The 23,283-nt window shown below is 36.1% G+C and carries 24 protein-coding genes and 1 riboswitch; of the genes, 6 read left to right on the plus strand and 18 right to left on the minus strand.

Annotation, left to right across the window (positions count from 1 at the left end):
* Positions 1-17: 17 nt before the first annotated feature.
* The 6 genes from gcvPB to IGJ02_RS12830 all read right to left on the minus strand — a co-directional run bounded on the left by gcvPB (position 18) and on the right by IGJ02_RS12830 (position 7,752).
* On the minus strand, positions 18-1,457 hold the full coding sequence (gene gcvPB / locus IGJ02_RS12805; protein WP_430602240.1) for an aminomethyl-transferring glycine dehydrogenase subunit GcvPB: 1,440 nt from the start codon (positions 1,455-1,457) through the stop codon (positions 18-20).
* The gene (gene gcvPA, locus IGJ02_RS12810; RefSeq protein ID WP_010762791.1) at positions 1,454-2,770 is read right to left on the minus strand and encodes an aminomethyl-transferring glycine dehydrogenase subunit GcvPA; all 1,317 of its coding nucleotides are present in this window, start codon (positions 2,768-2,770) and stop codon (positions 1,454-1,456) included. Before gcvPA ends, gcvPB begins: the two co-directional genes overlap by 4 nt.
* Before the next feature lie 3 nt (positions 2,771-2,773).
* Positions 2,774-3,157 (minus strand): glycine cleavage system protein GcvH, encoded by a 384-nt coding sequence (gene gcvH / locus IGJ02_RS12815; protein WP_430602241.1) that lies wholly within the window; start codon positions 3,155-3,157, stop codon positions 2,774-2,776.
* Positions 3,158-3,181: 24 nt separating this feature from the next.
* Positions 3,182-4,267 (minus strand): glycine cleavage system aminomethyltransferase GcvT, encoded by a 1,086-nt coding sequence (gene gcvT / locus IGJ02_RS12820; protein WP_010762789.1) that lies wholly within the window; start codon positions 4,265-4,267, stop codon positions 3,182-3,184.
* A gap of 184 nt (positions 4,268-4,451) precedes the next feature.
* Positions 4,452-4,556: riboswitch (glycine riboswitch) on the minus strand.
* Between the two features lie 379 nt (positions 4,557-4,935).
* Positions 4,936-6,135 (minus strand): MFS transporter, encoded by a 1,200-nt coding sequence (locus tag IGJ02_RS12825; RefSeq protein WP_430602242.1) that lies wholly within the window; start codon positions 6,133-6,135, stop codon positions 4,936-4,938.
* A gap of 288 nt (positions 6,136-6,423) precedes the next feature.
* The gene (locus tag IGJ02_RS12830; RefSeq protein ID WP_010762787.1) at positions 6,424-7,752 is read right to left on the minus strand and encodes an aminopeptidase C; all 1,329 of its coding nucleotides are present in this window, start codon (positions 7,750-7,752) and stop codon (positions 6,424-6,426) included.
* 146 nt (positions 7,753-7,898) lie between these two features.
* On the opposite strand from IGJ02_RS12830, the gene IGJ02_RS12835 reads away from it, so the two are divergent.
* The 3 genes from IGJ02_RS12835 to IGJ02_RS12845 all read left to right on the plus strand — a co-directional run bounded on the left by IGJ02_RS12835 (position 7,899) and on the right by IGJ02_RS12845 (position 10,380).
* Positions 7,899-8,273 (plus strand): GntR family transcriptional regulator, encoded by a 375-nt coding sequence (locus IGJ02_RS12835; RefSeq protein ID WP_010762786.1) that lies wholly within the window; start codon positions 7,899-7,901, stop codon positions 8,271-8,273.
* Positions 8,274-8,287: 14 nt separating this feature from the next.
* Positions 8,288-9,670, plus strand: a complete 1,383-nt coding sequence (locus IGJ02_RS12840) for a DUF5808 domain-containing protein (RefSeq protein ID WP_010762785.1) — start codon at positions 8,288-8,290, stop codon at positions 9,668-9,670.
* A 230-nt stretch (positions 9,671-9,900) separates the two neighbouring features.
* A complete protein-coding gene (locus IGJ02_RS12845; RefSeq protein WP_010762784.1) occupies positions 9,901-10,380 on the plus strand; it encodes a GNAT family N-acetyltransferase in 480 nt (159 codons plus the stop codon).
* Positions 10,381-10,469: 89 nt separating this feature from the next.
* Here IGJ02_RS12845 and IGJ02_RS12850 read toward each other — a convergent pair whose 3' ends face one another.
* The 12 genes from IGJ02_RS12850 to IGJ02_RS12905 form a co-directional block, all read right to left on the minus strand.
* Positions 10,470-10,670: a heavy-metal-associated domain-containing protein gene (locus IGJ02_RS12850; protein WP_010762783.1), complete on the minus strand. Its 201-nt coding sequence runs from the start codon at positions 10,668-10,670 to the stop codon at positions 10,470-10,472.
* Between the two features lie 37 nt (positions 10,671-10,707).
* Positions 10,708-11,154 (minus strand): CopY/TcrY family copper transport repressor, encoded by a 447-nt coding sequence (locus IGJ02_RS12855; protein WP_430602245.1) that lies wholly within the window; start codon positions 11,152-11,154, stop codon positions 10,708-10,710.
* 258 nt (positions 11,155-11,412) lie between these two features.
* A complete protein-coding gene (locus IGJ02_RS12860; RefSeq protein ID WP_430601783.1) occupies positions 11,413-12,597 on the minus strand; it encodes an IS110 family transposase in 1,185 nt (394 codons plus the stop codon).
* Between the two features lie 350 nt (positions 12,598-12,947).
* Complete coding sequence (locus IGJ02_RS12865) at positions 12,948-13,487, minus strand: dihydrofolate reductase family protein (protein WP_430602246.1); 540 nt, start codon at positions 13,485-13,487, stop codon at positions 12,948-12,950.
* A 211-nt stretch (positions 13,488-13,698) separates the two neighbouring features.
* Positions 13,699-14,379, minus strand: a complete 681-nt coding sequence (locus IGJ02_RS12870) for a uroporphyrinogen-III synthase (protein ID WP_430602247.1) — start codon at positions 14,377-14,379, stop codon at positions 13,699-13,701.
* Positions 14,376-15,284, minus strand: a complete 909-nt coding sequence (gene hemC, locus IGJ02_RS12875; RefSeq protein WP_430602249.1) for a hydroxymethylbilane synthase — start codon at positions 15,282-15,284, stop codon at positions 14,376-14,378. The genes IGJ02_RS12870 and hemC overlap by 4 nt, the downstream gene beginning before the upstream one ends.
* A 48-nt stretch (positions 15,285-15,332) precedes the next feature.
* Positions 15,333-16,118 (minus strand): formate/nitrite transporter family protein, encoded by a 786-nt coding sequence (locus IGJ02_RS12880; protein ID WP_010762778.1) that lies wholly within the window; start codon positions 16,116-16,118, stop codon positions 15,333-15,335.
* 133 nt (positions 16,119-16,251) lie between these two features.
* A complete protein-coding gene (gene cobA, locus IGJ02_RS12885; RefSeq protein WP_430602250.1) occupies positions 16,252-17,232 on the minus strand; it encodes a uroporphyrinogen-III C-methyltransferase in 981 nt (326 codons plus the stop codon).
* Positions 17,233-17,235: 3 nt separating this feature from the next.
* Positions 17,236-17,541 carry a nitrite reductase small subunit NirD gene (gene nirD, locus IGJ02_RS12890; RefSeq protein ID WP_430602251.1) on the minus strand — a complete coding sequence of 102 codons (306 nt, stop codon included), beginning with the start codon at positions 17,539-17,541 and terminating at the stop codon, positions 17,236-17,238.
* Between the two features lies 1 nt (position 17,542).
* Positions 17,543-19,945 carry a nitrite reductase large subunit NirB gene (gene nirB / locus IGJ02_RS12895; RefSeq protein WP_430602252.1) on the minus strand — a complete coding sequence of 801 codons (2,403 nt, stop codon included), beginning with the start codon at positions 19,943-19,945 and terminating at the stop codon, positions 17,543-17,545.
* Between the two features lie 241 nt (positions 19,946-20,186).
* Positions 20,187-20,744 carry an NAD(P)H-dependent oxidoreductase gene (locus IGJ02_RS12900; RefSeq protein ID WP_010762774.1) on the minus strand — a complete coding sequence of 186 codons (558 nt, stop codon included), beginning with the start codon at positions 20,742-20,744 and terminating at the stop codon, positions 20,187-20,189.
* A complete protein-coding gene (locus tag IGJ02_RS12905; protein WP_010762773.1) occupies positions 20,744-21,181 on the minus strand; it encodes a MerR family transcriptional regulator in 438 nt (145 codons plus the stop codon). The genes IGJ02_RS12900 and IGJ02_RS12905 overlap by 1 nt, the downstream gene beginning before the upstream one ends.
* 393 nt (positions 21,182-21,574) lie before the next feature.
* Here IGJ02_RS12905 and IGJ02_RS12910 point away from each other — a divergent pair, with 393 nt between their 5' ends.
* From IGJ02_RS12910 to IGJ02_RS12920, 3 genes are all read left to right on the plus strand, one after another.
* Entirely contained in the window at positions 21,575-22,525 is a 951-nt protein-coding gene (locus IGJ02_RS12910; RefSeq protein WP_430602254.1) for an amidase domain-containing protein, read from the plus strand.
* Between the two features lie 49 nt (positions 22,526-22,574).
* Entirely contained in the window at positions 22,575-22,961 is a 387-nt protein-coding gene (locus IGJ02_RS12915; RefSeq protein WP_430602256.1) for a hypothetical protein, read from the plus strand.
* Positions 22,962-23,065: 104 nt separating this feature from the next.
* On the plus strand, positions 23,066-23,266 hold the full coding sequence (locus tag IGJ02_RS12920) for a transposase (protein WP_430602257.1): 201 nt from the start codon (positions 23,066-23,068) through the stop codon (positions 23,264-23,266).
* Positions 23,267-23,283 lie beyond the last annotated feature (17 nt).

Raw genomic sequence — 23,283 nt, forward strand, 5'->3', positions numbered from 1 at the left:
TTTTTATTCTCCTCTCCTTAATTCGTTTTAAAATCATACCGAACAATTGGATGTCTAGCCGCTCTTACTTCGTCCACTCGATGGATTTGCGCGTGTAATGGGTAAGCATGAAAGGCTTCTGGATTTTTATGTGCCTCTTCATAAAGCTTACGGTAAACTGCAATTGCATCATCCATTCGTTCTTTTGACTCAGTTTCAGGAGGTTCTACCATTAACGCTTCTGGCACCGTCAGTGGGAAATACATTGTTGGTGGATACATATTATGATCCAGAATTCCTTTAGCTACATCTAATGCTGAAACACCTGTTTCTTTCTTCAATTTATCTAAACTCATAACAAACTCATGCATACAAGATTCACCATATGGCACTTCAAAAATATCTTTTAATTCATGGAGCATATAATTAGCGTTCAACACTGCACTTTTAGAAGCTGATGAGATCCCCTCTGATCCTAGAAATAAGATATAAGTCAATGCCCGCAAGAACACCGAAAACTGACCATAAAATCCTTTAACCATCCCAATTGAATACTCCGGTTTAGTAAAAGTGATTTGCGAACCTTCTTTGACTGGATAATAATTAGGTAAAAATGGTTTTAATAAAGTTTTACACCCTACAGCGCCAGACCCTGGTCCACCGCCGCCATGCGGAGTTGAGAAAGTTTTGTGTAAATTTAAATGAATGATATCAAACCCCATATCTCCCGGACGTGCAACACCCATAATGGCATTTAAATTTGCACCATCATAATAATTCAACCCACCAGCATCATGAACGATTTTTGTGATTTCTAAAATATTTTTATCAAAAATCCCTGCTGTATTAGGGTTTGTCAGCATCAAGCCGGCCGTGTCTTCTCCAACTGCAGCTTTTAAGGCCTCGATATCGACACATCCGTATTTATCGGAAGGAATGTTGACCGTAGTCATGCCAGTCATCGCCACACTTGCAGGATTTGTTCCGTGAGCAGAATCAGGTACAATAATTTTATTTCTTTGCCCCTGACCATTTTTTTCATGATATGCTTTGATCATCAATAAACTCGTAAACTCCCCATGAGCTCCAGCTGCTGGTTGAAAAGTAATCGCATTCATTCCAGTAATTTCTTTTAGCAGCATTTCTGTCATGGTAAAAACTTCTAGTGATCCTTGAACAGTATGTTCCGGCTGCAATGGATGAATAGCAGCGAAAGCTGAAAAAGCGGCCATTTCGTCGTTTATTTTAGGATTATATTTCATCGTACATGAGCCCAGTGGGTAAAATCCATTATTGATGCCAAAAGTTGCATTGGCTAATTCTGTGTAATGACGGCTGATTTCCGGTTGAGGAAGTGAGGGTAGATTCAGTTCTGTTTGACGTTTTAGTTCTTCTGGGAGATCGGTAGTCGGCACATCACAAGGTGAAATCATTTCATTATAATATCCTTCTACGCTACGTTCAAAAATCAATTTCATTGAACACATACCTCCTTCACCAATTCAACGGCTTCATCTATTTGTTCTTTAGTATTCATTTCTGTAACACACCATAATAACCCTTGCTCTGTAGGATAACCACCTAAAATATCATGTTCTTCTAATTTAGCTAGTATAGATTCAGTTGCTACTGGAAATGTTGTAACGAATTCATGGAAAAAAGGGTTCTCATTATTTCGTTTTACGCCATTGATTTGACTTAATTGATCAGCAAAATAGTGTGCTTTACTATAACATTGCTCTGCTACTTCTTGAATCCCGCGCGCACCCATCGTACTCATGTAAACAGCATTCGTTAACGCGCAAAGTGCTTGATTTGAGCAGATATTCGAAGCTGCTTTCTCTCTGCGGATATGCTGTTCACGTGCTTGCAACGTTAAAACGAACGCACGGTTACCAGCTTCATCTACCGTTTCTCCCGCGATACGACCTGGTAATTTTCGAATCAATTTTTCTTTGGTAGCAATAAAACCAATATAGGGTCCACCAAAAGCTAACGGCAACCCAAATGGTTGTGAATCTCCTACTGCAATATCAGCATTAACTTCGCCAGCTGTTTTCAAAATTGTACTAGCAACTGGGTTCACGCTCATAATGAACTTAGCTTTTGCTGTGTGAACCATTTCAGCTATCGCTTCCACAGGCTCGATCCCGCCATAATAATTTGGCTGTTGAACGATGAAACAAGCACTTGTATCATCTAATTTTTCTTGTAAAACAGCTAAATCGGTCAGCCCGTCTTTTTCTGGAATCATGATAAATTCAATATCTCTAGAACTAAAATAGGTCAATGCAGTTTGGATCGTCATGGGATTAGTCGTTTCTGAAATCAGCACTTTCAACCGTTTTTTCTCTAAACACATATTGATTGCTTCTGCTGCCGCTGTTGCACCATCATAAACAGAAGCGTTCGTAGCATCCATTCCAGTGATTTCACAAATCATCGTTTGATATTCAAAAATCGACTGCAATAAGCCTTGACTGATTTCAGGTTGATAAGGTGTGTATGATGTCATGAATTCTTCTTTCGCTGAGATTTGTTTTACAATAGCCGGGATATAGTGATTATACGCACCTGCACCACGAAAAATACTTGAGAAAACTTTATTCTTCTTCCCCATGTTTTCCAAAATACGTCGCACTTCAAACTCTGACTTCCCTGCTGGAATATCTAGTTTTTCTACGATCATTTCCTTTGGAAGAACTTGATAAAGATCGCTCATCTCTTTTAAGCCGATCGTCTTTAGCATTTCTTGTTGTTGTTGTTCTGTTGATCCAAGATAGTTACCCATTCATTATGCCTCCTCAGATTCTTCGCAGAATTTCTTGTATTCATCAGCGCTCAGTAAGTCTTCGATTTCTTCGACTCCTTCCACCTCGATCAACCATGACTCTAAAGGTGCTGAATTAATCAGTTCTGGACTATCCATCAACTCTTCATTGATTGCTGAAACCGTCGCTGTGATTGGAGAATATGCTTCTGATACAGCTTTAACAGACTCAATATCAGCAAATGACTCACCTTTGATTACCTCGTCGCCTTCATCTGGTAAATCAATAAAAACAATATCCCCTAACTGATCTTGTGCATAATCGGAAAGGCCGATCCTTACTTTATCTCCATCAAACAGTACCCACTCATGTGATTTTGAAAACTTCATTTCTGCTGTATTTTCCATATTAAACGACTCCTTTTCTTCCAATTATTTTTTTACAAACGGTATTGCGACAACTTCAGCTGTAATTTTCTTGCCCCTTACCTCTACATCAATAGGTGAACCTATTTCTACGATGCCTTTTTCAACTAAAGCCATCGCACAAGCTTTATTAATAAACGGACACATTGTACCAGAGGTTATTTGTCCAATTTTTTTACCATTGAAATAAATATTCGCCCCTTCACGTGCGATTCCTCTTTCTGTTAGCTGTAGACCGATTCTAGTGATTTTGGGCTCTCCTTTATCAAGGATTGCTTGTTTACCGATGAATTCTTTTTTATTCATTTTGACAGCAAAGCTCAGATCCGTTTCAAGTGGCGTGATTTCTTCCGTCATTTCGTGACCATAAAGCGGCATTCCAGCTTCTAATCGTAAGGTATCACGAGCGCCCAATCCGCATGGAATAATGCCATATTTTTGACCTGATTTTAATAACAAGTCCCATAATTTAAGTCCATCTTCTGGTCGACAGTATAATTCATATCCAAATTCACCTGTATAGCCTGTTCGCGACAAAATACAGGACACACTCCCAACATTAGCGTCTTCAACAAAGCTATAATACTTTTTAGGAATCTCTTCCTCTTTGGTTAGTTGTCCAATAATTTCTTTGGCATTTGGTCCTTGTAATGCAATCTGAACAAACCGATCTGATTGATCTGAAAACTCAACTTCACCGAATAAGTGCTGTTTCATCCAAGTTACATCTTTTTCTCTATTTGCTGCATTGACCACTAATAAATATTTTTCAGCGCTACATTTATATACGAGTAAATCATCAATTACACCACCGTTTTTGTTACACATCAAAGTGTATCTAACACGACCAATTTCCAAATTACTAAAATCATTTGTTAATACATACTGCAAATTTGCTAACGCATCTTTTCCTTCATAAACAACTTCCCCCATATGGGAAACATCGAATAGTCCTACTTGATTTCGAACGGCTAAATGTTCTTTGATCACACCGCCATCTTTATATTGGACAGGTAGCATGTAGCCAGCAAATGAAACCATTTTCCCGCCTGCTTTAAGATGTGCATCGTATAAAGGTGTTTTTAAATCCATCTTTTCTACTCCTTTGCTTCTTTTTATTTTTCGTTCTTTACTAAGACACCTCCAAACTAAAATAACGATATAAAAACAGAGGAGCAGGCATCTTTAAAAAATGCCTGCTCCTCTGTACAAAACCTGAGAGATTCGTCTTCATATTGAAGAGTTGCTCCTTCGGTGCTTCCGCTTTCCAGAGTGATGTCCAATTACGGTCCTTTTTACCTGAGATCTTCACAATCAATAGTTTGCGCCACTGATCATTTATTCCTTCGGTGCTATGACTAGTCTCTCCCGTAATTCTCTTCCATCTAATTTAGATTATACATAATTTCTATCTTTTTTTAGGCATTGAAAACTAATACCGTTCTTTCTTTATTCAAACTATTGTGGTGCTTAATTATGTCAGAATTTAAGGAGAATGTTTAGATCACGCGCTTGTTAAAGAATTGCGATTTTACATCTGAATATCGGGCGCTATCGCCTCACTAACTTCTACCTGATTTTGAAGAATGGTTAAGTGCCAATCAACTTAGGGCAATGAGTTAAAACGCCTACAAGAATATCATAGTTTATCAATAAATGAGTTCTTGGATTCAATTCTAATAGTGATTTCCTACTTTAAACTTACTTGTGATTCCTGTAAACATTTTCTCATAACCTTTCCATTTTTTCAAAATCCTGAACTAAGATTCGTTATTTTTTTGAACCAGTAAGGTAATTCCTCCTGCAACAACGAATGAAATTCCTATAAATAAAAAGGAACTGAAGAAAGCACCATTTGAAAGTTTGATTAGAGCTCCTATAATCGTAGGTGCAACGAAGCCACCTGATACACCAATTGCATTGATCGTTGCATATTTTGCAGATACTTCATCCGATGGAAATAGTTTCACCGGGATACTCATTAGCGTAGCAAATGCTAAACTAGCAAAAACCACAGAGAATGTTAACGCAATCATACTCATCAAAAATGTTCCGAAAACTGAAACTAAAACAGAAAAAATCCCCCCACCGATCGTTGCTACAAAAATCACATTTTTCTCTTTTCCAATAAAATATTTATTCACTATAAGACCGCCCAACATAGCTGCAGCCATTGTGAAAAAACCAATAATAGCTGCTACATAGGCTGTTTGGGTTAATGCCAACCCGTGTGCTTCAACAAGATATGTCGCCATCCAGCCATTGAGTCCATATAGCGCAGCATTGATAAAAAATGCTGCAAAAATCAAAATCAACACATTTCGGTCCTTCAACACTTCTCGAAATGAAATAACATTCTTATTTTTTAACTGGTCTTTTACTCCCCCAAAATCTTTAGGAATTACAAAAGACATTACAACGGCAATCAATAAAACAGCCACTCCTAAAAAAAAATATGTCTTATGCCAACCAACTTGCAGTAATAACGGGGCAATCAATAATGGACCTACGATTGCTGCAAAACCTGATGATGCAATCATTGTGGATTGTGCCGGACCTCGCTTTTCCATAGGCAGTTCTTGTGAAATAAACGTACTTACTGAAGATGGGTAACCAGAATGTGCCACAGCTCCAGTCATAAAACGGATCAAAATCAAATATAATAAAGAAAAGCCGAATCCAAATAAAAAGAGGAAAATTCCTACTAAAAAAACGGAGGTGATCATCATTTTTCTCGTTCCAATCTTATTAGATAAATAGCCAAACGGTATTTGGAAGATCGTATATCCTAGAAAAAAAGCACTCAATACTAATCCTTTTTGCTGCGGATCAAAGCCTAAATCATTTGCAATCGTTACTAGTGACATACCAATTGTCGTTTTATCTACATAAATACACGTGTATCCCAAAAAGATAGCTGCTAGCATCCAACTAATATTTCTTGTTTTCTTATTTTCCACTGTCTCACTCCTAACAAAAAAGAAAGCGCTTTCTAACTATGATTATCCTTGATATTCAAAAAAAGTCAATAACCTAACTCAATTATTTTACATATAGTTAAAATAAATTGGTTTTACTCCTTTTTGAAGTTCATTTATTATGCGTTTTATTCTATTCCTTTGTTTCGTTAAATAAACGATTTATTCGGATTTAGAGCGCGAAACAAAAACTGATCTTTCGTTTTATTTCGCGCTCTCGCATTTATTTTTTCAATTTTTGGACTCTTCTTCACGAAACAAAAACCATTACTACGCTAAAGCGCCCATTGGATCCCAAGGTGCTAGAACAGTTGGCTCTTGTTTCCATATTTCTTGTAATTCTGGTGACAAAAGTTCTTTACGAACAACGATTTGATACGTATATTCATCCATCCACGCATCACTCATCACAAAGAATCCTTTATCGCCAACTTTTTCGCCCCAACTATTTTCTACTTTCCATTTAGTTGACGCACCATCGATCATATCGACACCAGTTAAAACCATCGCGTGAGTCATTAGGCTTTCACCAAAATCCAAACGTTGTGCTTTAGTCATAGTGAAATCGATATCGAATAAATCATTCATGTCGTACGCATCTAGAGACATAATCCCACTATCTCTTGTTGAAGATTGACCTACATCGCAACCAAACCAAACAGATTCTCCTTGTTCTAATTGAGCAATTGCTAATTTTTTGAATGTAGTCATATCCACGTTGATATATTTGACTTCTTTGCCGCCTACAACATTTCCAAGCATTTCTACAGTATACGTTTGATTGTATGGTTTGTCAGCTGTTGGCGCATTGATTATACTCACATAATCATCAAGATTCACACCCACATATTTTTCATAAAAAGAGTGTGGTGTTAGATTTTGATCTAGATGATAATTTTTTTCTTCATCACGATATTCAAAGTCAAATGTTTCTGGAGGTGTTCCTAATGAAATTGCTAAAAAGTTATAGATTTCTTCTAACATTGCTTCTTTGGCTGTTTGAACGTCTGCAGCTGTTTTTCCGCTCGCGATCAACTCACGTAAAACTGTTGCATCTTTTCTTAATTTTTTGTTTAAATAATTGTTTAGGTCACGAGAATTTGAGCTATTGCTACTTTCAGGCATCGCTGTTTTCGGCACAACGCCATATTTTTGGAAAAGAGAAACGATCATATCCCATTGTCCACCATCTTGTTGAGGTGTTGCTAATAAGAAAGCTACTTTTCTACTGTCTAATTCTTGATCCGCTGTTGCAATAATATTTTCATAGAAGTAATTTGATTTTTCATATTTATCCCAGAAAAATGTATAGTTTTGAGAAAGTTCGAAATCTTTTAAATTAAAACTGTTGATCATTTTATGTCTAAACGTATTCAATGCAGCAAACATCCAGCAACGTCCACTTTGTTTTTGATTTGCTACTTTTCCAGTTGTGATGTCAACTGAAAATACAGGGACATTATTTACTTCGGCACTTTGATTTTGAGCTGAAGCGGTAATACCATTTTTGACAACCCCGCGTTGTAAGGCATTATGTTTATTGTTTTTCGCAAAGGTATCGTGAAATTTTTGTGTTACTGTTGGTTCGATTACTGACATATTGATTCATCCTTTCATTCATCCTATTCCTTATTTATTATATGCCTGAATCTTCAATCCCTCAAGCTTTTGATAAGATAAATTTGCTTCTTTGCATCACTTGTATTATTATATGTAATACAAAGGATTAAAAAAGAGGTGAAAATATGTTATTAGAAATAGATACTCAAAGCCAAATGCCGATTTATCAGCAAATATGTAACCAATTGATTCTTGGTATTGCCACAAATAAGCTGCGGCCTGGAGAAATTTTGCCATCTGTTCGACAAATGGCTGACGAAATTGGTGTAAATATGATGACTGTTTCAAAGGCTTATACGTTGTTAAAAAATGATGGATACATTTTAACCGATCGTAGAAACGGAACCAAAGTGGCTGAAAAACAAACGATTGATCCGCCATTTCAGGAGCGTTTTTCAAAAGCGTTAGAACTTTTATTAGCTGAAGCTTCTATTCATAAACTTTCAGAAAGTATGGTACAAGAAAAAGTGAAACAGATTTATCAAAAATTTGAACAGTAAAAGGTGTGTTGAAAATGAATTTTTTTCTTTATTTATTACTTGTTGGGGTCAACTTTTTAATGGCATTTGCTGGGAGAATTCCTGCAAATCCGCATAAGAATGTTCTTTTAGAAACGACTTTACCTAAAGATAAACTGCAAGATGATCAAGTTTTATTGGTTAGTAGAACGTACAAAAAAAGATTGCTGCAATTGGCGTTAGTTTTCACTATTATTGCTCTGCCGATTGTTTTGATTCCTTATGATTCTTTGACATTGCTCTATTTTCTGGTAATGATCATTGGCATGATTGGGGCTTCTTTTTACTTACAAGTTGTCTATATTCGTAAAATGACGACAGTAAAAGTCAAAAATAATTGGATTTTACCAACAAGCCCAATTTTAGTTGATACAACATTAGTAGCCAATAAAAATCGTAAATTGATTTCTGTTTGGTGGTTTTTACCTAGCATTTTGATTACTCTTTCAGGTTGTATTTATGCATTTACAACCCTTGGATTGTCTAATGGCACTTGGCTTATTTGCCTTATTTCTCTCCTTATAATGGGAATGTTTTTACTTTTTTATTATTTTATTGCACGTTTTCCAGTTAAATCCGTCACAAGCAATGGAACAATCAATCAAAAGGTCAATGACCAAATGCGTCATCATTGGTCTGTTTTGATGGCTGTTTCAGCATTTGTTTTGAGTCCTTTGGCTTTTTTGCCAACTAGTTCTCTAGTAGTTCCTTATGAACAAATGATGGCATTTTCAATTGGTTACACTATCCTTATACTTGTATTTGTCATTTTCACTTTTTATTATTTATTCTCCTCTAGAAAAAAACAAGATGACTTGATTGCACAAGCGAAGGAATACCGTTACAGTGATGAAGATCAATACTGGAAATACGGAATCTATATTAATCCGAATGATAAAAGAATCATGGTACCAGATCGCGTTGGGATGAATATCTCTGTCAATTTAGGCAGACCCGTTGGAAAATTAACTTTAGGTCTAACCGGAATTTTAGTTTTGGTTGCTCTAGTTGGAGCAAGTATCCCGATGCTGATCAGTGATTTTTCGAGTAATCCATTTGAATTGACTACAACTCATAACGGCATCTCATTATCCGCTCCATTAAGTCAACATAAACAGATTGCTTGGAATGAAATTGAATCCGTAAAATTGGTTGATAACCTCCCGAAAGACAAACTCCGTATTTTCGGAACAGCAACAGAAAATTATTTAACTGGAGAATTTCAGGTTAATTCTGAACCGGCTTATTTACTTGTTTTAACAGATAAAAAACCAATTTTAGAAATCAAGACTAAAGATAAGTTGTACTACTATACAAATAAAGATAGTAGCTTAACTGAAAAATACTATCGGACTATCCAGGATACTCGAAGAAAATAAGAATAAGTTAGGAAAACAAATATAGTTCAACTTTTCCTCTCAGCTCATACTTACTATTCATTTCTTTCAATGAAAAAGTTGCTTGATCCTCTAGAACCCCCCTCACAAATTTAGTGGATTTGACTAGAGAGGAATATTTTTTCTAAAAAAGACTATATTCTGTCAATTATACTTTGACATATTCCTATTATGTGATTAAACTAATCATAATGAATAGGAGTGAAGGAATAATGACTGTATTCAGTTTGAGAAAATATCAAAAATCTGATTTAGAAAACATACTTGCTATATTTAACGGAACTGTTCAAGCAATCAATAAAAAAGACTATACACAACAACAAATCGATCAATGGGTTCAACTAAAACCTGATTATGAAAAATGGCATGCTAGACTTTCGTCAAGCTATAGTATGGTCGCTTTGAATCGAATGGAAGTTATTGGGTTTGGCAATATTACGGATACCGGTGAACTTGATCTATTGTATGTAGATAAAAAATGGATCGGTTATGGCATAGGAAAAATGCTGGCTACAGATTTAATGGATCATGCATTAAAAGCTGGAGCAAAAGAACTTACTGTATACTCTTCCATCACAGCTAAACCATTTTTTGAATCTCTTGGATTTGAATTAGTAGAACAAAAGGTTAAATACCGCAACGGTGTTATGCTTATGAATTATTTGATGGTTTATCGTCAAGATAAAAATTAAGCAACTGATTTTGCCAAATTTTTTTACTGTACAAAAAAGAGCCCTCATCTGAAATATTTTCAGAGAAGGCCCTTTTTTTGTATAGTTTTTTATGCAACAGTAAATTTTGTTTCTGACAATGAATTTTGTAATTCATCATTTGAGATTTCTCTATCACTTGTTACTGAAGCTGATTTTTTCTCTAAATCAACACTTGCAGATTGAACACCTGAAATTTTTTCGAAATTTTCTTTAACGATATTCACACAACCATCACATTTCATTCCGTTGATCGTTACTGTTTTTTCCATTGGTAAACACTCCTTGTAATTTTTTATTGGTATTGCTTTAACTAACTAAGTGACACTGACATTGTCCAGGTACACAGTTGCAGGGGACTTCTTTTACAGCTGACTTTCGTTTTTCTTTCAATAGTATTTCTAACTCATCGATATCCTCAAAGCTCAATATACTATCATGAATTATCGATTCAAGAACACTGCCAACTTTTTTGCTGCACACTTTGGTCAACATCTCCTTAGAAAGTGCCTCAATACTTTTTCGTTCTTCTACTAAAGGAAAATAGGTAAACTTGTTACCATTACGCGTTGTTCCTAACATACCCTTATCAACTAAACGACTCAGTAACGTTTTCACAGTGGTGCTCTTCCATTCAGTTTTTTCATTAAGAATATCCGTCACTTCTTTACTAGTTGTTTCTTTAGTGGCCCAGGCAACACGCATGACTTCCCATTCTGCATCAGTGATATTTAATGCTTTTTTATTATCTGACATAAAAAGTCTCCTTTTTATTGATTTCTTTACATAGCTCCAAGAACTACATGTGTAGTCAACTGATAGATTAATAATAGCTCTTTTTTTCCAACTTGTCAAAGGGAAGATTTTATCTGTTCTTTTCTCGCCATTTATTCGGATTTAGAGCGTGAAACAAAACTGATCTTTCGTTTTTATACGAAAACTAATACTGTAAAAAAACAAAAAAAAGCTACCTCCTACTGAAACCGTAGTTAGCTAAAATTGGTCTAGAACGCTTCAACAGTTATTTGTTAGAGTGTTCTTTCTATTTTGTAAATAACTTCCTCCAAGTTCATTATAGCGGGACTGATCGGAAAACATCCGATAAATGATACGTATTAATAAATGAACGGTCGCAACAACCGATTTTTTATGTCCAGCATTTCTTCTTACCCGAAAGAAAAATGCTTGGATTCGATTGGGTTTCCCTTGGGAAACCGCTAGTGCTCCTTGCGCTAAGACCTTCTTTAGATAAGAATTTCCTTTTCCTACCCGTTTACTTCGATTCTTTCCAGCACTTTGATTGTTTCCTGGACTCGCTCCTGCCCATGAAGCCAAATGTCCAGATGTCGGGAAAACAGACATATCTATCCCCACTTCTGCGAGTACAACTGCCGCTGTTCTTCGATTGATTCCTGGGATTTCCTCCAAACGTTCTACGTATTCTTCATAAGGAACGAGATAGTCGTTGATTGTTTCTTCGACTTCTACTAGTTGTTTTTCTAAGCACTCAATTTGAGTGAGATGAAGAGCTAACATTTTACGATAATGAGGTGTCATAAATCCTTCTAGGGATTCAAGCAATTGAGGCACTTTTCTGCGTAAGGTAGTGTACACACACTCGAGAATGAGTGACTCTGTGATTGGTTTATTTTCAATTAAGGCATAGAGTAAGGCTCTGCCAGATTTTCCATAGATATCTTTAATCACTGAGGTTAATTTGATTCCAGCATTCTGCAGGACCATGTGCCCCCGATTTTTTTCTCGATTCAAATCTTCTACTAAGTGCTTGCGATAACGTGTTAAGTCTCTCAATTCCTGAATAGGTTCTGGTGGAACAAAACTTGTAGGAACGACTCCTAATCGAGTGAGACGAGCAATCCATTCCGCATCTTTCATATCCGTTTTTTTTCCTGGAATATTTTTGATGTGGCGAGGATTCGCCAACTGTAAATCAAAATGATTTTGTAAAATTCGCCAGACACATTTCCAATAAACACCCGTGCTTTCCATGCTTATGTGTGTGACTTCGTAAGAAGTCAACCAATCAGATAAGTCAAAAAGACCACGAGTTGTCGTATCAAAACTACCAAAGAATTTTTCTGGGCGTTTTTTTCCTTCAGCAGAACGAATAATACACGCAACAATTACTTTTTGATGGATGTCTAATCCAGCACAACAAGAACGAAGTACATCTTCCATTTTCAACATTCCTCCTTGAAAAAAAGTACAGAAGAGGCTATTCTACTTATAGAAACAAATTTATTTTTATACGCAGGTTCTATGACCTAATGATTGGTACAAATAAGTAGAATGATCTAGTTTGTCCCTCAAGGTTACTTGGAGAAGAACCTCAATAAGCGATCGACCTACAAGCCACTTCTGTCATCTCTAGTATGACAGGAAATAGCCTGTAGGTCGATCACTTTATTTTCATTCTGTTTGGTGAGGGCGGTAGCCCTCATGAGTGTTTGTCCCACGCTCGGTTGGTTCATATTAAGCTACTGTTTTACGGCTGTTGTTCTTAAACTTAGTATCGTTTATAGGAATTTCTACTGGTTTCGATTGGAATAGCTTGTATAGACCATGTCATTTTTCACGTAGACTTGTTCAACTTTTAAATTCACTGGTCCATTGAATTCATTAAACAAACGAATCCCTTTCCCTAAAATCGTCGGTATCGTTGTAAGGATATACGTATCGATCAGCTTTGCTTCCGTTAATGGAGCAATAATACTTGCGCCACCCACAACCCAAATTGCTTCTCCGTCTTGTTCTTTTAATTCTTGAATCAATTCTGCAGGTCCTTTACTTGTAAAAATCAATTTTTCAGTATTTTCATCTGGATGACTCGTAATGATATACGACATTTGCTCTTCATAAGGATATTGATCTGGGGATAATTCATTGACTACTTGATCATAGGTTGTTCGCCCCATCACTACTGTATCGATTTTCCCCATCAATTCTTGATAGCTAGTATCTTCTTCCACTAATTCAATTCCGCCGCCTAAAAAGTCAATGCTGCCATCTGTTTCCGCAATATACCCATCAACACTTGCCGCAATGTATAAAATTACTTCTCTGCTCATAATAAACCTCCATCTAGTTTAAAATAGGTATAGCCTTCGAACTATTCATTGTACCTGTTTTATAACTTTCGTCAACTAGTTTGTCCAATAAAAAAAAGCCTAGTGGAAAGAGGCTAAAATTCTTGTAAAACACAGTGAATATAATGAACTGATGTTGCACAATACCTACTTGGTTCTCTGAGTTAAACACTTTGGTCCCAACCTCATTCAACTATGCTTCATTTCTTAACGTTGCGGTGAAACCATCTTTTATAATCGCCTGTCTTGTGGTTTGCCCTAGACAGTATAATTTAGGCATTTCTTTTAAATCAGTTTTTCTATAAACAGCTAAAAATCGATGCCATAAAGACGGACTTGCTAGGTAAACAGCCGTTATTTTTTGGGTCAACAAAGATTCCTTTAGTAACTGTTGATTTTTTTTTGGAAAATAATTGTCGTAAAGGATTGGTGAAAACAATTGATGTCCCTTTGCTACTAATCCAGCTTCACCAGCGTTATCTGCTAAATTACTTTTTGGATAAAGAATCGTTGTCGGTTCTAAATAACAGGCTGCAAAAGCTTCAAATAAGTGTTTTTTTGTTGGATAAGGCGCTTGAAACGTTACAACTACATTATTTGCTAAAAGAATTTGAGCAGTCTTCTCACCAATAACAGCGAATTTTTTCGTTTCAAACTCTGTTTTTCTTAGTTGCTGAAAAAAGAATGCCGCAGCATGTTGACTTGTTAAAAAGACCCATTCACTTTGCTTTACCAATGATTCAAATGAATGTTCTACTGCTCTTTTTTTTAAGGTAAGCAAAGGGATTTCGACCGTCTCAAATCCTCTTTTTTGAAAATATAAACAATCCTCGCAATTATCTTCTGGCAGACGTGTTAGAAGAATTTTTTTCATAATGATCCCTGATTCATTTCATCTAATAATTCTGCTGCTATTTGCGCTCCAACACCTGATAATTCTTGAACAACAGTAGTTTTAGTAAATGACTGCTGTAGCTTTTTATCCCCTAAAAAACCTGAAAAACGATAACCATTTTGTTCTTGAACAGCATAGGCACCAATCGGAATATCACAATTACCATTCAGCATTGCTAAAAAAGCTCGTTCTTCCATAACTAATTTTCTTGTTAACAAATCATCAATCGGGCTTAAAAAGTCATTCATTTCTTGATCTTGACTACGACATTCTACAGCTAACGCACCTTGTCCTACCGCTGGAATGCATTGCTCGCTTGTCAAAACGACATAGGGATGAGTAGGCACATCAAACCAATTCAATCGTTTTAAACCAGCAACAGCTAGAACGATACCATCTAATCCCTGTTCTTCCATCCGTTTTAAACGAGTGCCGACATTTCCGCGAATTGATTCGACTTGAAGATCTGCTCGCAAATTCTTCATGTGAAATTCACGACGCAAGCTACTTGTTCCGATTCTCGCACCTTTTGGCAACTCGTCTAGTGAACTCACTTCTCTAAAAATCAAACAATCAGCAGGATCCGTTCTCTCTGGAATCGCGGCTAATGTCAATCCGTCTGCGACTTTTGCTGGCATATCTTTTAAACTATGGACTGCAAAATCGATCGTGCCTTTCAATAAAGCCTGCTCTACTTCATTGATAAATAATCCCTTTCCTCCGATTTTGGACAAACTGACTGAAAGCATTTGATCTCCTTTAGTCGTCATTGGGATAATCTCTACTGGAAACTCTCCCTGAACTTCTTTTAATAAATCTAATACGATCTTTGTTTGTTTCATCGCTAAAGGACTATTTCTGGTACCGACACGAACAGTTTTCATTCAACTTACTTCCTTTTTTCTTTACTTATCTTCTAATCATACTGAATTTTATTTTTTTGACAACTGCCCTGTACCAACTTTATACGCTAAGAAATAAAGCCCAGCTACAAAAAAGCCGCCGCCAATAATATTGCCTAGATATACACTAACCATATTTTGACCAAAAGCTGACCACGTATTGCCTCCTAAAAGAATCCCCATCGGAATCAAAAACATATTAGCAACTACGTGTTGGAACCCACAAATCACAAAGCCCATGATCGGCAAGAAAATCCCAACGATCTTACCAATAAAATCTTTCGCTGCAAAGTTTAAATAAACTGCTGTACTGACCAAGAAATTACAGGCAATACCTGAAAGAAACCCTTGTAAAAAAGTATCTTTGGTTCGACCAAGGGACACCTGAATCGCCCGTTCAGCAAAATCTCCTTGCAACGCCCCACTCAAATATCCAAAGAAATAAGCAACAAATAAAGAACCAATCAAGTTGAAGATCGTCACGATCATAATATTGCGAAACCATTCTTTTCCAGTAATTTTTCTAGCAAACAACGCCATCGAAACAACCATCATATTCCCTGTGACCAATTCTCCTCCGGCAAGCAATAAACATATCAATCCAAATGGAAAAACAGCTGCACCGATCACATTAACAAGTGATCCCCACTCTTTAGGCATTGTCCCCATCGCCCGAATCATCGCAATACCTGCAACAGCAATAAAAACACCTGCTAAAAATCCTAATACCGCTAACGTCAAAAAGCTAGCGCGCGCTTTCTGAACCCCTTTGTCAATTGTCACATCGACTATTTCTGGTGGTTGAAGTGAACTCATAGATTTATCTCCTTTACTTAAAAGCTCAGTGGGTTTGATAAGTCTCAACTGAAAAATAGCAAAAATTAACTATGACGTTCTTTGGCACATTTAATTTTTATCTTTTTCCCGAGAATCTAACCCATAAAATCACCTAAACAAATTTTTTATTTAAAATATCCCACTGCTTTTTATACATTGTTGTTAATTCTTCATTCAAGTAGATTATCTCATCAAAATAGTGATCCTTTAAATACTGCTGATGCACTTCATCAAAACGCTGATCACGATTTTTACCGACTTGAATCGCGTATACATCCGCACCTTTTTGTGTGTAAGAAATGATTATTTCAAAATCGATTTTTTCTGTATCGATCAACAATATTTTGTGTCCAAATAACGGTAATTGTTCAAACCAATCTGCACCGTTTCGACAAGAAACAACATCTCCTAAAATGATCAGAGAAGGGTTTTGAATTTGATGTTCTTCGATTGCTTTGACTAGCGTTTGAACCGTTGCAGCGACTGTACGCTGACGACCTAAACTACCCCACTCCACGATTGCCACCGGTAATTGTGGCGAAACATCTTGCTCTAAAAGTTTCTTCTGCGTACTCTGCACTTTTTCAACGCCCATATATAAACACATCGTACCGTTATCTGTCAGATCTTTAAAATCAATTATTTCGCCAGCTTGACGATGAGCAGTTGCTAACGTCACTTTACTACTGTACGCCCGATGAGTTAAGGGAATACCGCTATAGCTACTAGCAACGGACGCAGCGGTAACCCCGGGAATAATCTCGTAGCCGATTCCTTCGCTTTGAAGTATGGAGATTTCTTCCCCTACTCGACCAAAAATACCAGGATCTCCACCTTTTAATCTGACTACAATCTGATTTTTACGCCCTTCTTCTAACAATAATTGATTAATGTTTTTTTGTTTCAACACATGATTTTTTGGGTACTTTCCACTGTAAATAAAACGTGCTGAATCCTTCGCTAAATATAACAACACTGGATGAACTAGGCGATCATAAATAATCACATCCGCTGATTCCAGCACTCTTTTTCCTTTAAGCGTCAATAGTTCAGGGTCGCCCGAACCAGCACCGACAAAATAAACGTTTCCCATAAACTACACCATGACATAAACGAGGTCATTTTCGACAATCGTTTCATATGCACGGACACAACCTTCATCTGGTTCTTGAACTTGCCCATCATTTAAATTGATTTTATAGTCATGAAGAGGACAAAAAACATATTCACCAGAAACTGTTCCTTCAGCTAATGGACCTTGTTTATGTGGACAAATATTTTCAATCGCTTTGACACGATCATCGCTTAAACGAAAAACAGCAATTTTTTGTTCTCCAACAATAATTTCTTTCCCCATTCTAGGAGCTAGCTCAGCTAATTGACCAACTAAAATTTTTTCCATGTTATACTCTCCCTACTGTGTATAATTCTTGGCGTGTATTGTTATCCTCTACAACTTCGTCCCAAGGATTTCCACGACGTCCTATGACAGCCTCATCTAAAGCAGACAACAGCTCTTGACGTTTTTCGGGATCTAATAAGACTTCCTTCACAACATCAAATCCCATACGTTCAATCCATGGTGCAGTTCGTTCAGCATAAATACCTGTTTCGCGGTAATATTGAAGCATTGCCCCACAAATATCGATCACTTCTTGTTCTGTTTCAACCGTTGTTAACAGTACAGCTTCTTTGACTTCCGTTCCGCCATTACCGCCAACATAAATTTGAAATCCATTATCCACTCCGATGATGCCAAAATCTTTCACACCACTTTCTACACAGCTTCTCGGGCAAGCAGAAACACCCATTTTAAATTTGTGCGGTGTATCGATAAATTCATAACGCTGTTCCAACTTAATCCCAAGCCCCATTGAATCTTGGGTACCAAAACGACAGAAGTTCGCACCGACACACGTTTTAACAGAGCGAACAGCTTTTGCGTATGCACCTGCTGATTTCATGTCTAATTCTTCCCAGATTTTTGGCAAGTCTTCTTTTTTTACTCCGTATAGCCCAATTCTTTGACTACCTGTAACTTTAACCATCGGTACATCGTATTTTTCAGCAACTTTGGCAATTAGTAACAATTGTTGTGGATTTGTTTTCCCGCCACGCATTCTTGGAATCACTGAAAATGTACCGTCATTTTGAATATTCGCATATAAACGTTCATTGACATAACGTGATTCTTTTTCATCCGCATGTTCTTTAGGCCAAGCCACGTTTAAATAGAAATTGACAGCTGGTCGACACTTAGGACACCCTTCTGGATTGGTAAAATTCAATTCTCGGTAAACTTCATCTGATGAGGTCAATTTTTTCGCATAGATTTGTGTGACGATTTGATCTCTGGTTAAATCCGTACAACCACAAATTCCTGTTGGTGCAGACACTACTTCCCCACCTAATGCATAAGCCAAAACATCTCCGATCACTGATTTACATTTTCCACAAGAACCGCCTGCTTTAGTATGTTTTGTTACATCTGCAACAGAGGTTAGCTCTTTTTCATTGATGGCAGTCATGATAGTTCCTTTATCGATGCCGTTACAACCGCAGATCACTTCATCATCCGGCCATTCACTAACGTCAGCACTCGCTTCTTCACCAACCATATGCAGTAAAGAGACAGGCGTATATTCTTCAATACTTTCATTTTTCTTCAAAATATTATAATAACGATTTCCTTCACTTGTATCGCCATAAAGAACAACACCGACCACTTGATTTTCTCTCACAAAAATCTTTTTATACGTATAATTGATGCCATCAAAAGCTTCGATACTATTGATGCCTTCTGCTTCTTTGATGTTTCCAGCAGAATACAAATCACAGCCAGATACTTTTAACGAAGTAAAGGTGGTACTTCCTTGATAGGGTTTCGCCTCTTTACCTGTCAACACATCCGCTAAGACTTTTCCTTGTTCAAATAAGGGCGCAACTAACCCATACACATTGCCGTTATGCTCCGCACATTCCCCTACAGCAAAAACGTCTGGAACATTTGTTTTCATAAAGTCATCCACAACGATTCCACGGTTCACTTCGATCGTTGTTGTTCTTGCTAGTGTTGTTTCTGAGCGAATCCCGATCGACATTACGACCATATCCGTTTCAATTGTAGTTCCGTCACTAAAAGCTAAACCAGTAACACGAGTCTCGCCGAGGATTTTTTGTGTCGCTTTTTCCATTAGAAATTTTAATCCTTGTTTTTCTAAATCGGCTTGCAGCATTTTGCCTGCTTTTTCATCTAATTGAGTTTCCATCAGCCATTTTTCTAAATGAACAACTGTTACATCCATACCTTGATCTAACAATCCTTTGGCCGCTTCTAGCCCAAGCAATCCGCCACCAATTACCACGGCTTTTTGGTATTTTTGAGAGGCTTCAAGCATATTTTCTGTGTCATCAATTGTTCTAAAACCGACAACACCAGGTAGTTGAGCGCCTTTAATTGGTAAGATAAACGCTCTAGATCCTGTGGCAAGAATGCATTTATCATAGAAAATTTCTTTACCAGATTGTGTAATGATTTTTTTATTGTCTGTATCCATTTTGACTGCTGGATCATGATTGATTAGTTTAATTTGATTTTCTTCATACCATTCAATTGGATTCGTAATGATTTCTGAAACAGACATCTTCTTTTGTAAAACATTACTGAGCATGATCCGGTTGTAATTTGGGTATTTTTCTTCTCCGATGATCGTGATTTGATAACGTTCGGGATCACGATCTAAGATTTCTTCAATCGTACGAACGCCAGCCATTCCATTTCCAATTAAGACAAGCTTTTCTTTCATTTTATGTAAACACTCCTTTGTGATTTTTTGAGCAATTTAGTCGATGCTTTGTCTTTTTTAGAATAGCAAGAATGACAGATGGTGGCTATTAGGGAATTACCTAATAACTTGGCTATTTTACCAATACTTTTTGAATTGATGGCTATGCTGCTTTTCCAACAAAAAAATCAACTGTCCTAAACTAAGTAAATTCCTCCTCTTAGTTAAGACAATTGATTGCTATTTTTACTATGATCAATGTTTAAACATTGGCTAGAAATTGTTCTCTTTTGTTTTTTGATGCAGTCTTTACATCGATGTATTTCCATTTCACATTTTTAATCCCAACATCTTTCAGTGTTCCTTTAATAAAAACAGACTTAACATAATTTCCTTTTACAACTGTTAGATACCACTTGGGCGCTGTTCCTGTATTGAGTATCGTCGTTTCTTTTATATTAGTAAACAACCCTTTTAAACTTAGTCCTGAGTCATCATACGCACTATTTTTCAACATCACTTTGTCGAAAAAACCTTTGATGATTGCAGGAAATTCATACCACCATGTCGGAGCAATAATGTATAGCTCGCTCGTTTCTCCCAGCATTTTTTGATACTGTTTAACAAGAGGATCTGTTGTGTCCCCTTTGGAAAATAAGGCGAGATCTTTTTCCGAAAAAACAGGATTAAACTGGTCTTTATTTAAATCAATTAATTGATATTCTTTTTGCTCGTTTTTTAAACGTGTTATTAAATTGCTCAAAATGGCATGATTAAAACTACCTTCCCATGGATGAGCATAAATAATGGTTGTTTTCATCACTTCTCTCCTAACTTCGACTGCTTGATTTCTTGATAAATATCGCTGATTTTTTTGTTGATTTCTGGTTCATACTGTTCATATTCTTTTGCAATGATCTTAGGTTTCAATTCTTTGATCAATGTTAAAACCATTTTTTCATGTTTGATCTTTTGTTTGATTTCAGCTTCTTTTTTAGTCAAAAGCTGTTCAGAGCGTTCACTGCATTCATCGTTTTCTGGAAACTTCAAAAAATTTAATAATTCTTTCATTTCTTCTATGGAAAAACCTACGTGCTTCATAACGATTAAGTACTCTAATAAAATTTTATCTGCTTCATCAAAAATTCGATAGCCATTTTCTTGCCGTTTTCCTATAACAATTCCTTGACGTTCATAATATCTGATCGTCGAAAGTGGAATAGTCATTTCGCTGGTTACATCCTTCATTTTGTACATCCTCTCAACTCCTTTTTTTATTGATCTAACTGCATCTTAACATTGCACTAAAGAACAATGTCAACAAAAAAAGCCACTTCGCTAAAATAAGCAAAGTAGCCTAGTACCTATAAAAACTGTTCATCTTTTTTCAAGAACATCGATCAACCAGTCTCTTAATTTCTTTGTGGCTGTTTTCCATAAGAAGATAACGCTATCAAATAATCCTGAGATTCGATCGTACTCATATTATAAAAATCACCACCAACATATCAACTTAGCATAAGTTTAAATTAATTTCAGGAAAATTAAATGATACTAAAAATAAAAAATAGATTGCAATGTTCTTTCAAACCATTTATTATTATTTATAGTACAAATTGTACTGATAATACACAGAAGGAAGGTTATTGTATGAAAAAATTTATTTTAGGGTTAGTAATTTGTTGTTCAATCGGGTTTGGAGCAAGCGTAGTTTATGCGGATGAGGCTGTTAGTGAAGTTAATTCTGGTATGGATATGACACTTGGTGAAATTGAAAATGTTTTAATGGCCTATTTAAAAGAGCAAGGATTAGACTACTCACTTCATTCCAAAGAGCTTTCTGACTATCTATATGATCAATTAACTAGTTCAAGTGATCAAGAGCTAACTAAATTAGACGAATATGATAATATACTAGCTTATGCAGCTGAATATATATATTTAGAAACACTTCCTGAAGAAGATGGGAAAATCTCAACGATTGAAGAGTCGTCTGATATGACATTAGCTGATGTTAAAGAAATTGTTGATGAAGAAAACTTAGAGTCTGCACAAACAGCTTCTGAGCAAAAAAATAGTGTTCCAAGAATTTCACCTCGTGGACTCTGGTCAAATAACCATGTCTCTAATTATGCAAGAACTTTTGGAACGCGACCAAATCCAGCATACAATAATTATGATGGCAGAGGTGGAGATTGTACAAATTTTGCTTCACAAGCACTTAGAGCTGGCGGAGCGAAAGATGGAATAACAGGATATCCAGTTTATATTGACTGGTCAAGTAAAAGAACTAGCCAAGGATTAAAAGATTCTGCTGCGTGGATAAATGCAGATGCGTTTAGACAATACTGGCAAGTAAAAGGGCGTAGTGTACGAAGATATTCAAATAGAAATGATGTGAATAAAAATGCCCAGCTTGGAGATATTTTGAATTATGCAAATAAAAAAACTGGTAGATCTTGGCATAATGCTGTAGTAACGGATAAACTGAACGGAAACATTTATATTAGTCAACATAGTACAAACAGAACTAATTGGAATTGGAATAGTATATCTTTGAGCTTAAACGATAATTATGTTTATATTATTAGAGCCATTTAAATTATTTATTAAATGATTCGACAAAATATTGAAATTAAGGAAAATGTCTATGAATCGTGCAAAATGGATACTGCTATTACTTCCACTTTTATATTTAACGTCTTGTTTTTATTCAATAGATAAGAATATAGGAGAATCAAGTGAATATTCAAAAGAAGAAATAGAAGATGCTGTAGCTGTAGTGGAAAATAATTATAAAGAGTTTTTGACTGTAGGTAGACCTGTAACTTTAATTTTTGATCAAGAGATCTCCGACAGAGTTCTTAAAGACTATTCTGATGACTATAAAAAAGATTTAATTGTTCTAAGTTCTGATATTAGAACTAAATTATTTTCAGGTGCACTCTCTCCATTATCAATCTATAAAGATTATTATTGGATTTTAGAAAAAGATAAAAATAGTTGGAGAATTATTCAAGGAAATTTTTTGAATTAACTGTCTATGTCATTATTTAGTTGTAATTGAAATAGGCCTGGGACATAATGATGTGACCCCCGAAAGTTGTACGTGAAAAATACAATTTTTGGGGGTTATTTTTTATGAACTATTATGAAGTAGAATTTAAATTAAAGATAGTAAAAGAGTACCTTGAAGGTACTCTGGGCGGACGTGCATTAGCTAAAAAATACGGACTCCCATCAAATGATTTAATTTACAGTTGGAAACATTCCTATCAATTATTTGGTAAAAAAGAGAGCTATCTTATTTCTAATGGCAAACGAATAGTTTGGTATTGTTAAATTGTTAAAAAGGATTA

The sequence above is a fragment of the Enterococcus sp. DIV0724b genome, assembly GCF_050531475.1.
GTDB classification, from domain to species: domain Bacteria; phylum Bacillota; class Bacilli; order Lactobacillales; family Enterococcaceae; genus Enterococcus_L; species Enterococcus_L haemoperoxidus.

Bases quoted from the DNA above. Each gene is read 5' to 3' on its own strand.
- IGJ02_RS12830 (WP_010762787.1), bottom strand. From the start codon at position 7,752: ATGTCAGTAATCGAACCAACAGTAACACAAAAATTTCACGATACCTTT.
- nirD (WP_430602251.1), bottom strand. From the start codon at position 17,541: ATGGAAAAAATTTTAGTTGGTCAATTAGCTGAGCTAGCTCCTAGAATG.
- IGJ02_RS12870 (WP_430602247.1), bottom strand. From the start codon at position 14,379: ATGAAAAAAATTCTTCTAACACGTCTGCCAGAAGATAATTGCGAGGAT.
- IGJ02_RS12865 (WP_430602246.1), bottom strand. From the start codon at position 13,487: ATGAGCAGAGAAGTAATTTTATACATTGCGGCAAGTGTTGATGGGTAT.
- gcvH (WP_430602241.1), bottom strand. From the start codon at position 3,157: ATGGAAAATACAGCAGAAATGAAGTTTTCAAAATCACATGAGTGGGTA.
- IGJ02_RS12905 (WP_010762773.1), bottom strand. From the start codon at position 21,181: ATGTACAAAATGAAGGATGTAACCAGCGAAATGACTATTCCACTTTCG.
- IGJ02_RS12880 (WP_010762778.1), bottom strand. From the start codon at position 16,118: ATGAGTTCACTTCAACCACCAGAAATAGTCGATGTGACAATTGACAAA.
- IGJ02_RS12920 (WP_430602257.1), top strand. From the start codon at position 23,066: ATGAACTATTATGAAGTAGAATTTAAATTAAAGATAGTAAAAGAGTAC.
- IGJ02_RS12900 (WP_010762774.1), bottom strand. From the start codon at position 20,744: ATGAAAACAACCATTATTTATGCTCATCCATGGGAAGGTAGTTTTAAT.
- gcvPA (WP_010762791.1), bottom strand. From the start codon at position 2,770: ATGGGTAACTATCTTGGATCAACAGAACAACAACAACAAGAAATGCTA.
- cobA (WP_430602250.1), bottom strand. From the start codon at position 17,232: ATGGGAAACGTTTATTTTGTCGGTGCTGGTTCGGGCGACCCTGAACTA.
- gcvPB (WP_430602240.1), bottom strand. From the start codon at position 1,457: ATGAAATTGATTTTTGAACGTAGCGTAGAAGGATATTATAATGAAATG.
- nirB (WP_430602252.1), bottom strand. From the start codon at position 19,945: ATGAAAGAAAAGCTTGTCTTAATTGGAAATGGAATGGCTGGCGTTCGT.
- IGJ02_RS12845 (WP_010762784.1), top strand. From the start codon at position 9,901: ATGACTGTATTCAGTTTGAGAAAATATCAAAAATCTGATTTAGAAAAC.
- IGJ02_RS12840 (WP_010762785.1), top strand. From the start codon at position 8,288: ATGAATTTTTTTCTTTATTTATTACTTGTTGGGGTCAACTTTTTAATG.
- IGJ02_RS12910 (WP_430602254.1), top strand. From the start codon at position 21,575: ATGAAAAAATTTATTTTAGGGTTAGTAATTTGTTGTTCAATCGGGTTT.
- IGJ02_RS12855 (WP_430602245.1), bottom strand. From the start codon at position 11,154: ATGTCAGATAATAAAAAAGCATTAAATATCACTGATGCAGAATGGGAA.
- IGJ02_RS12860 (WP_430601783.1), bottom strand. From the start codon at position 12,597: ATGGAAGATGTACTTCGTTCTTGTTGTGCTGGATTAGACATCCATCAA.
- gcvT (WP_010762789.1), bottom strand. From the start codon at position 4,267: ATGGATTTAAAAACACCTTTATACGATGCACATCTTAAAGCAGGCGGG.
- IGJ02_RS12835 (WP_010762786.1), top strand. From the start codon at position 7,899: ATGTTATTAGAAATAGATACTCAAAGCCAAATGCCGATTTATCAGCAA.
- hemC (WP_430602249.1), bottom strand. From the start codon at position 15,284: ATGAAAACTGTTCGTGTCGGTACCAGAAATAGTCCTTTAGCGATGAAA.
- IGJ02_RS12850 (WP_010762783.1), bottom strand. From the start codon at position 10,670: ATGGAAAAAACAGTAACGATCAACGGAATGAAATGTGATGGTTGTGTG.
- IGJ02_RS12915 (WP_430602256.1), top strand. From the start codon at position 22,575: ATGAATCGTGCAAAATGGATACTGCTATTACTTCCACTTTTATATTTA.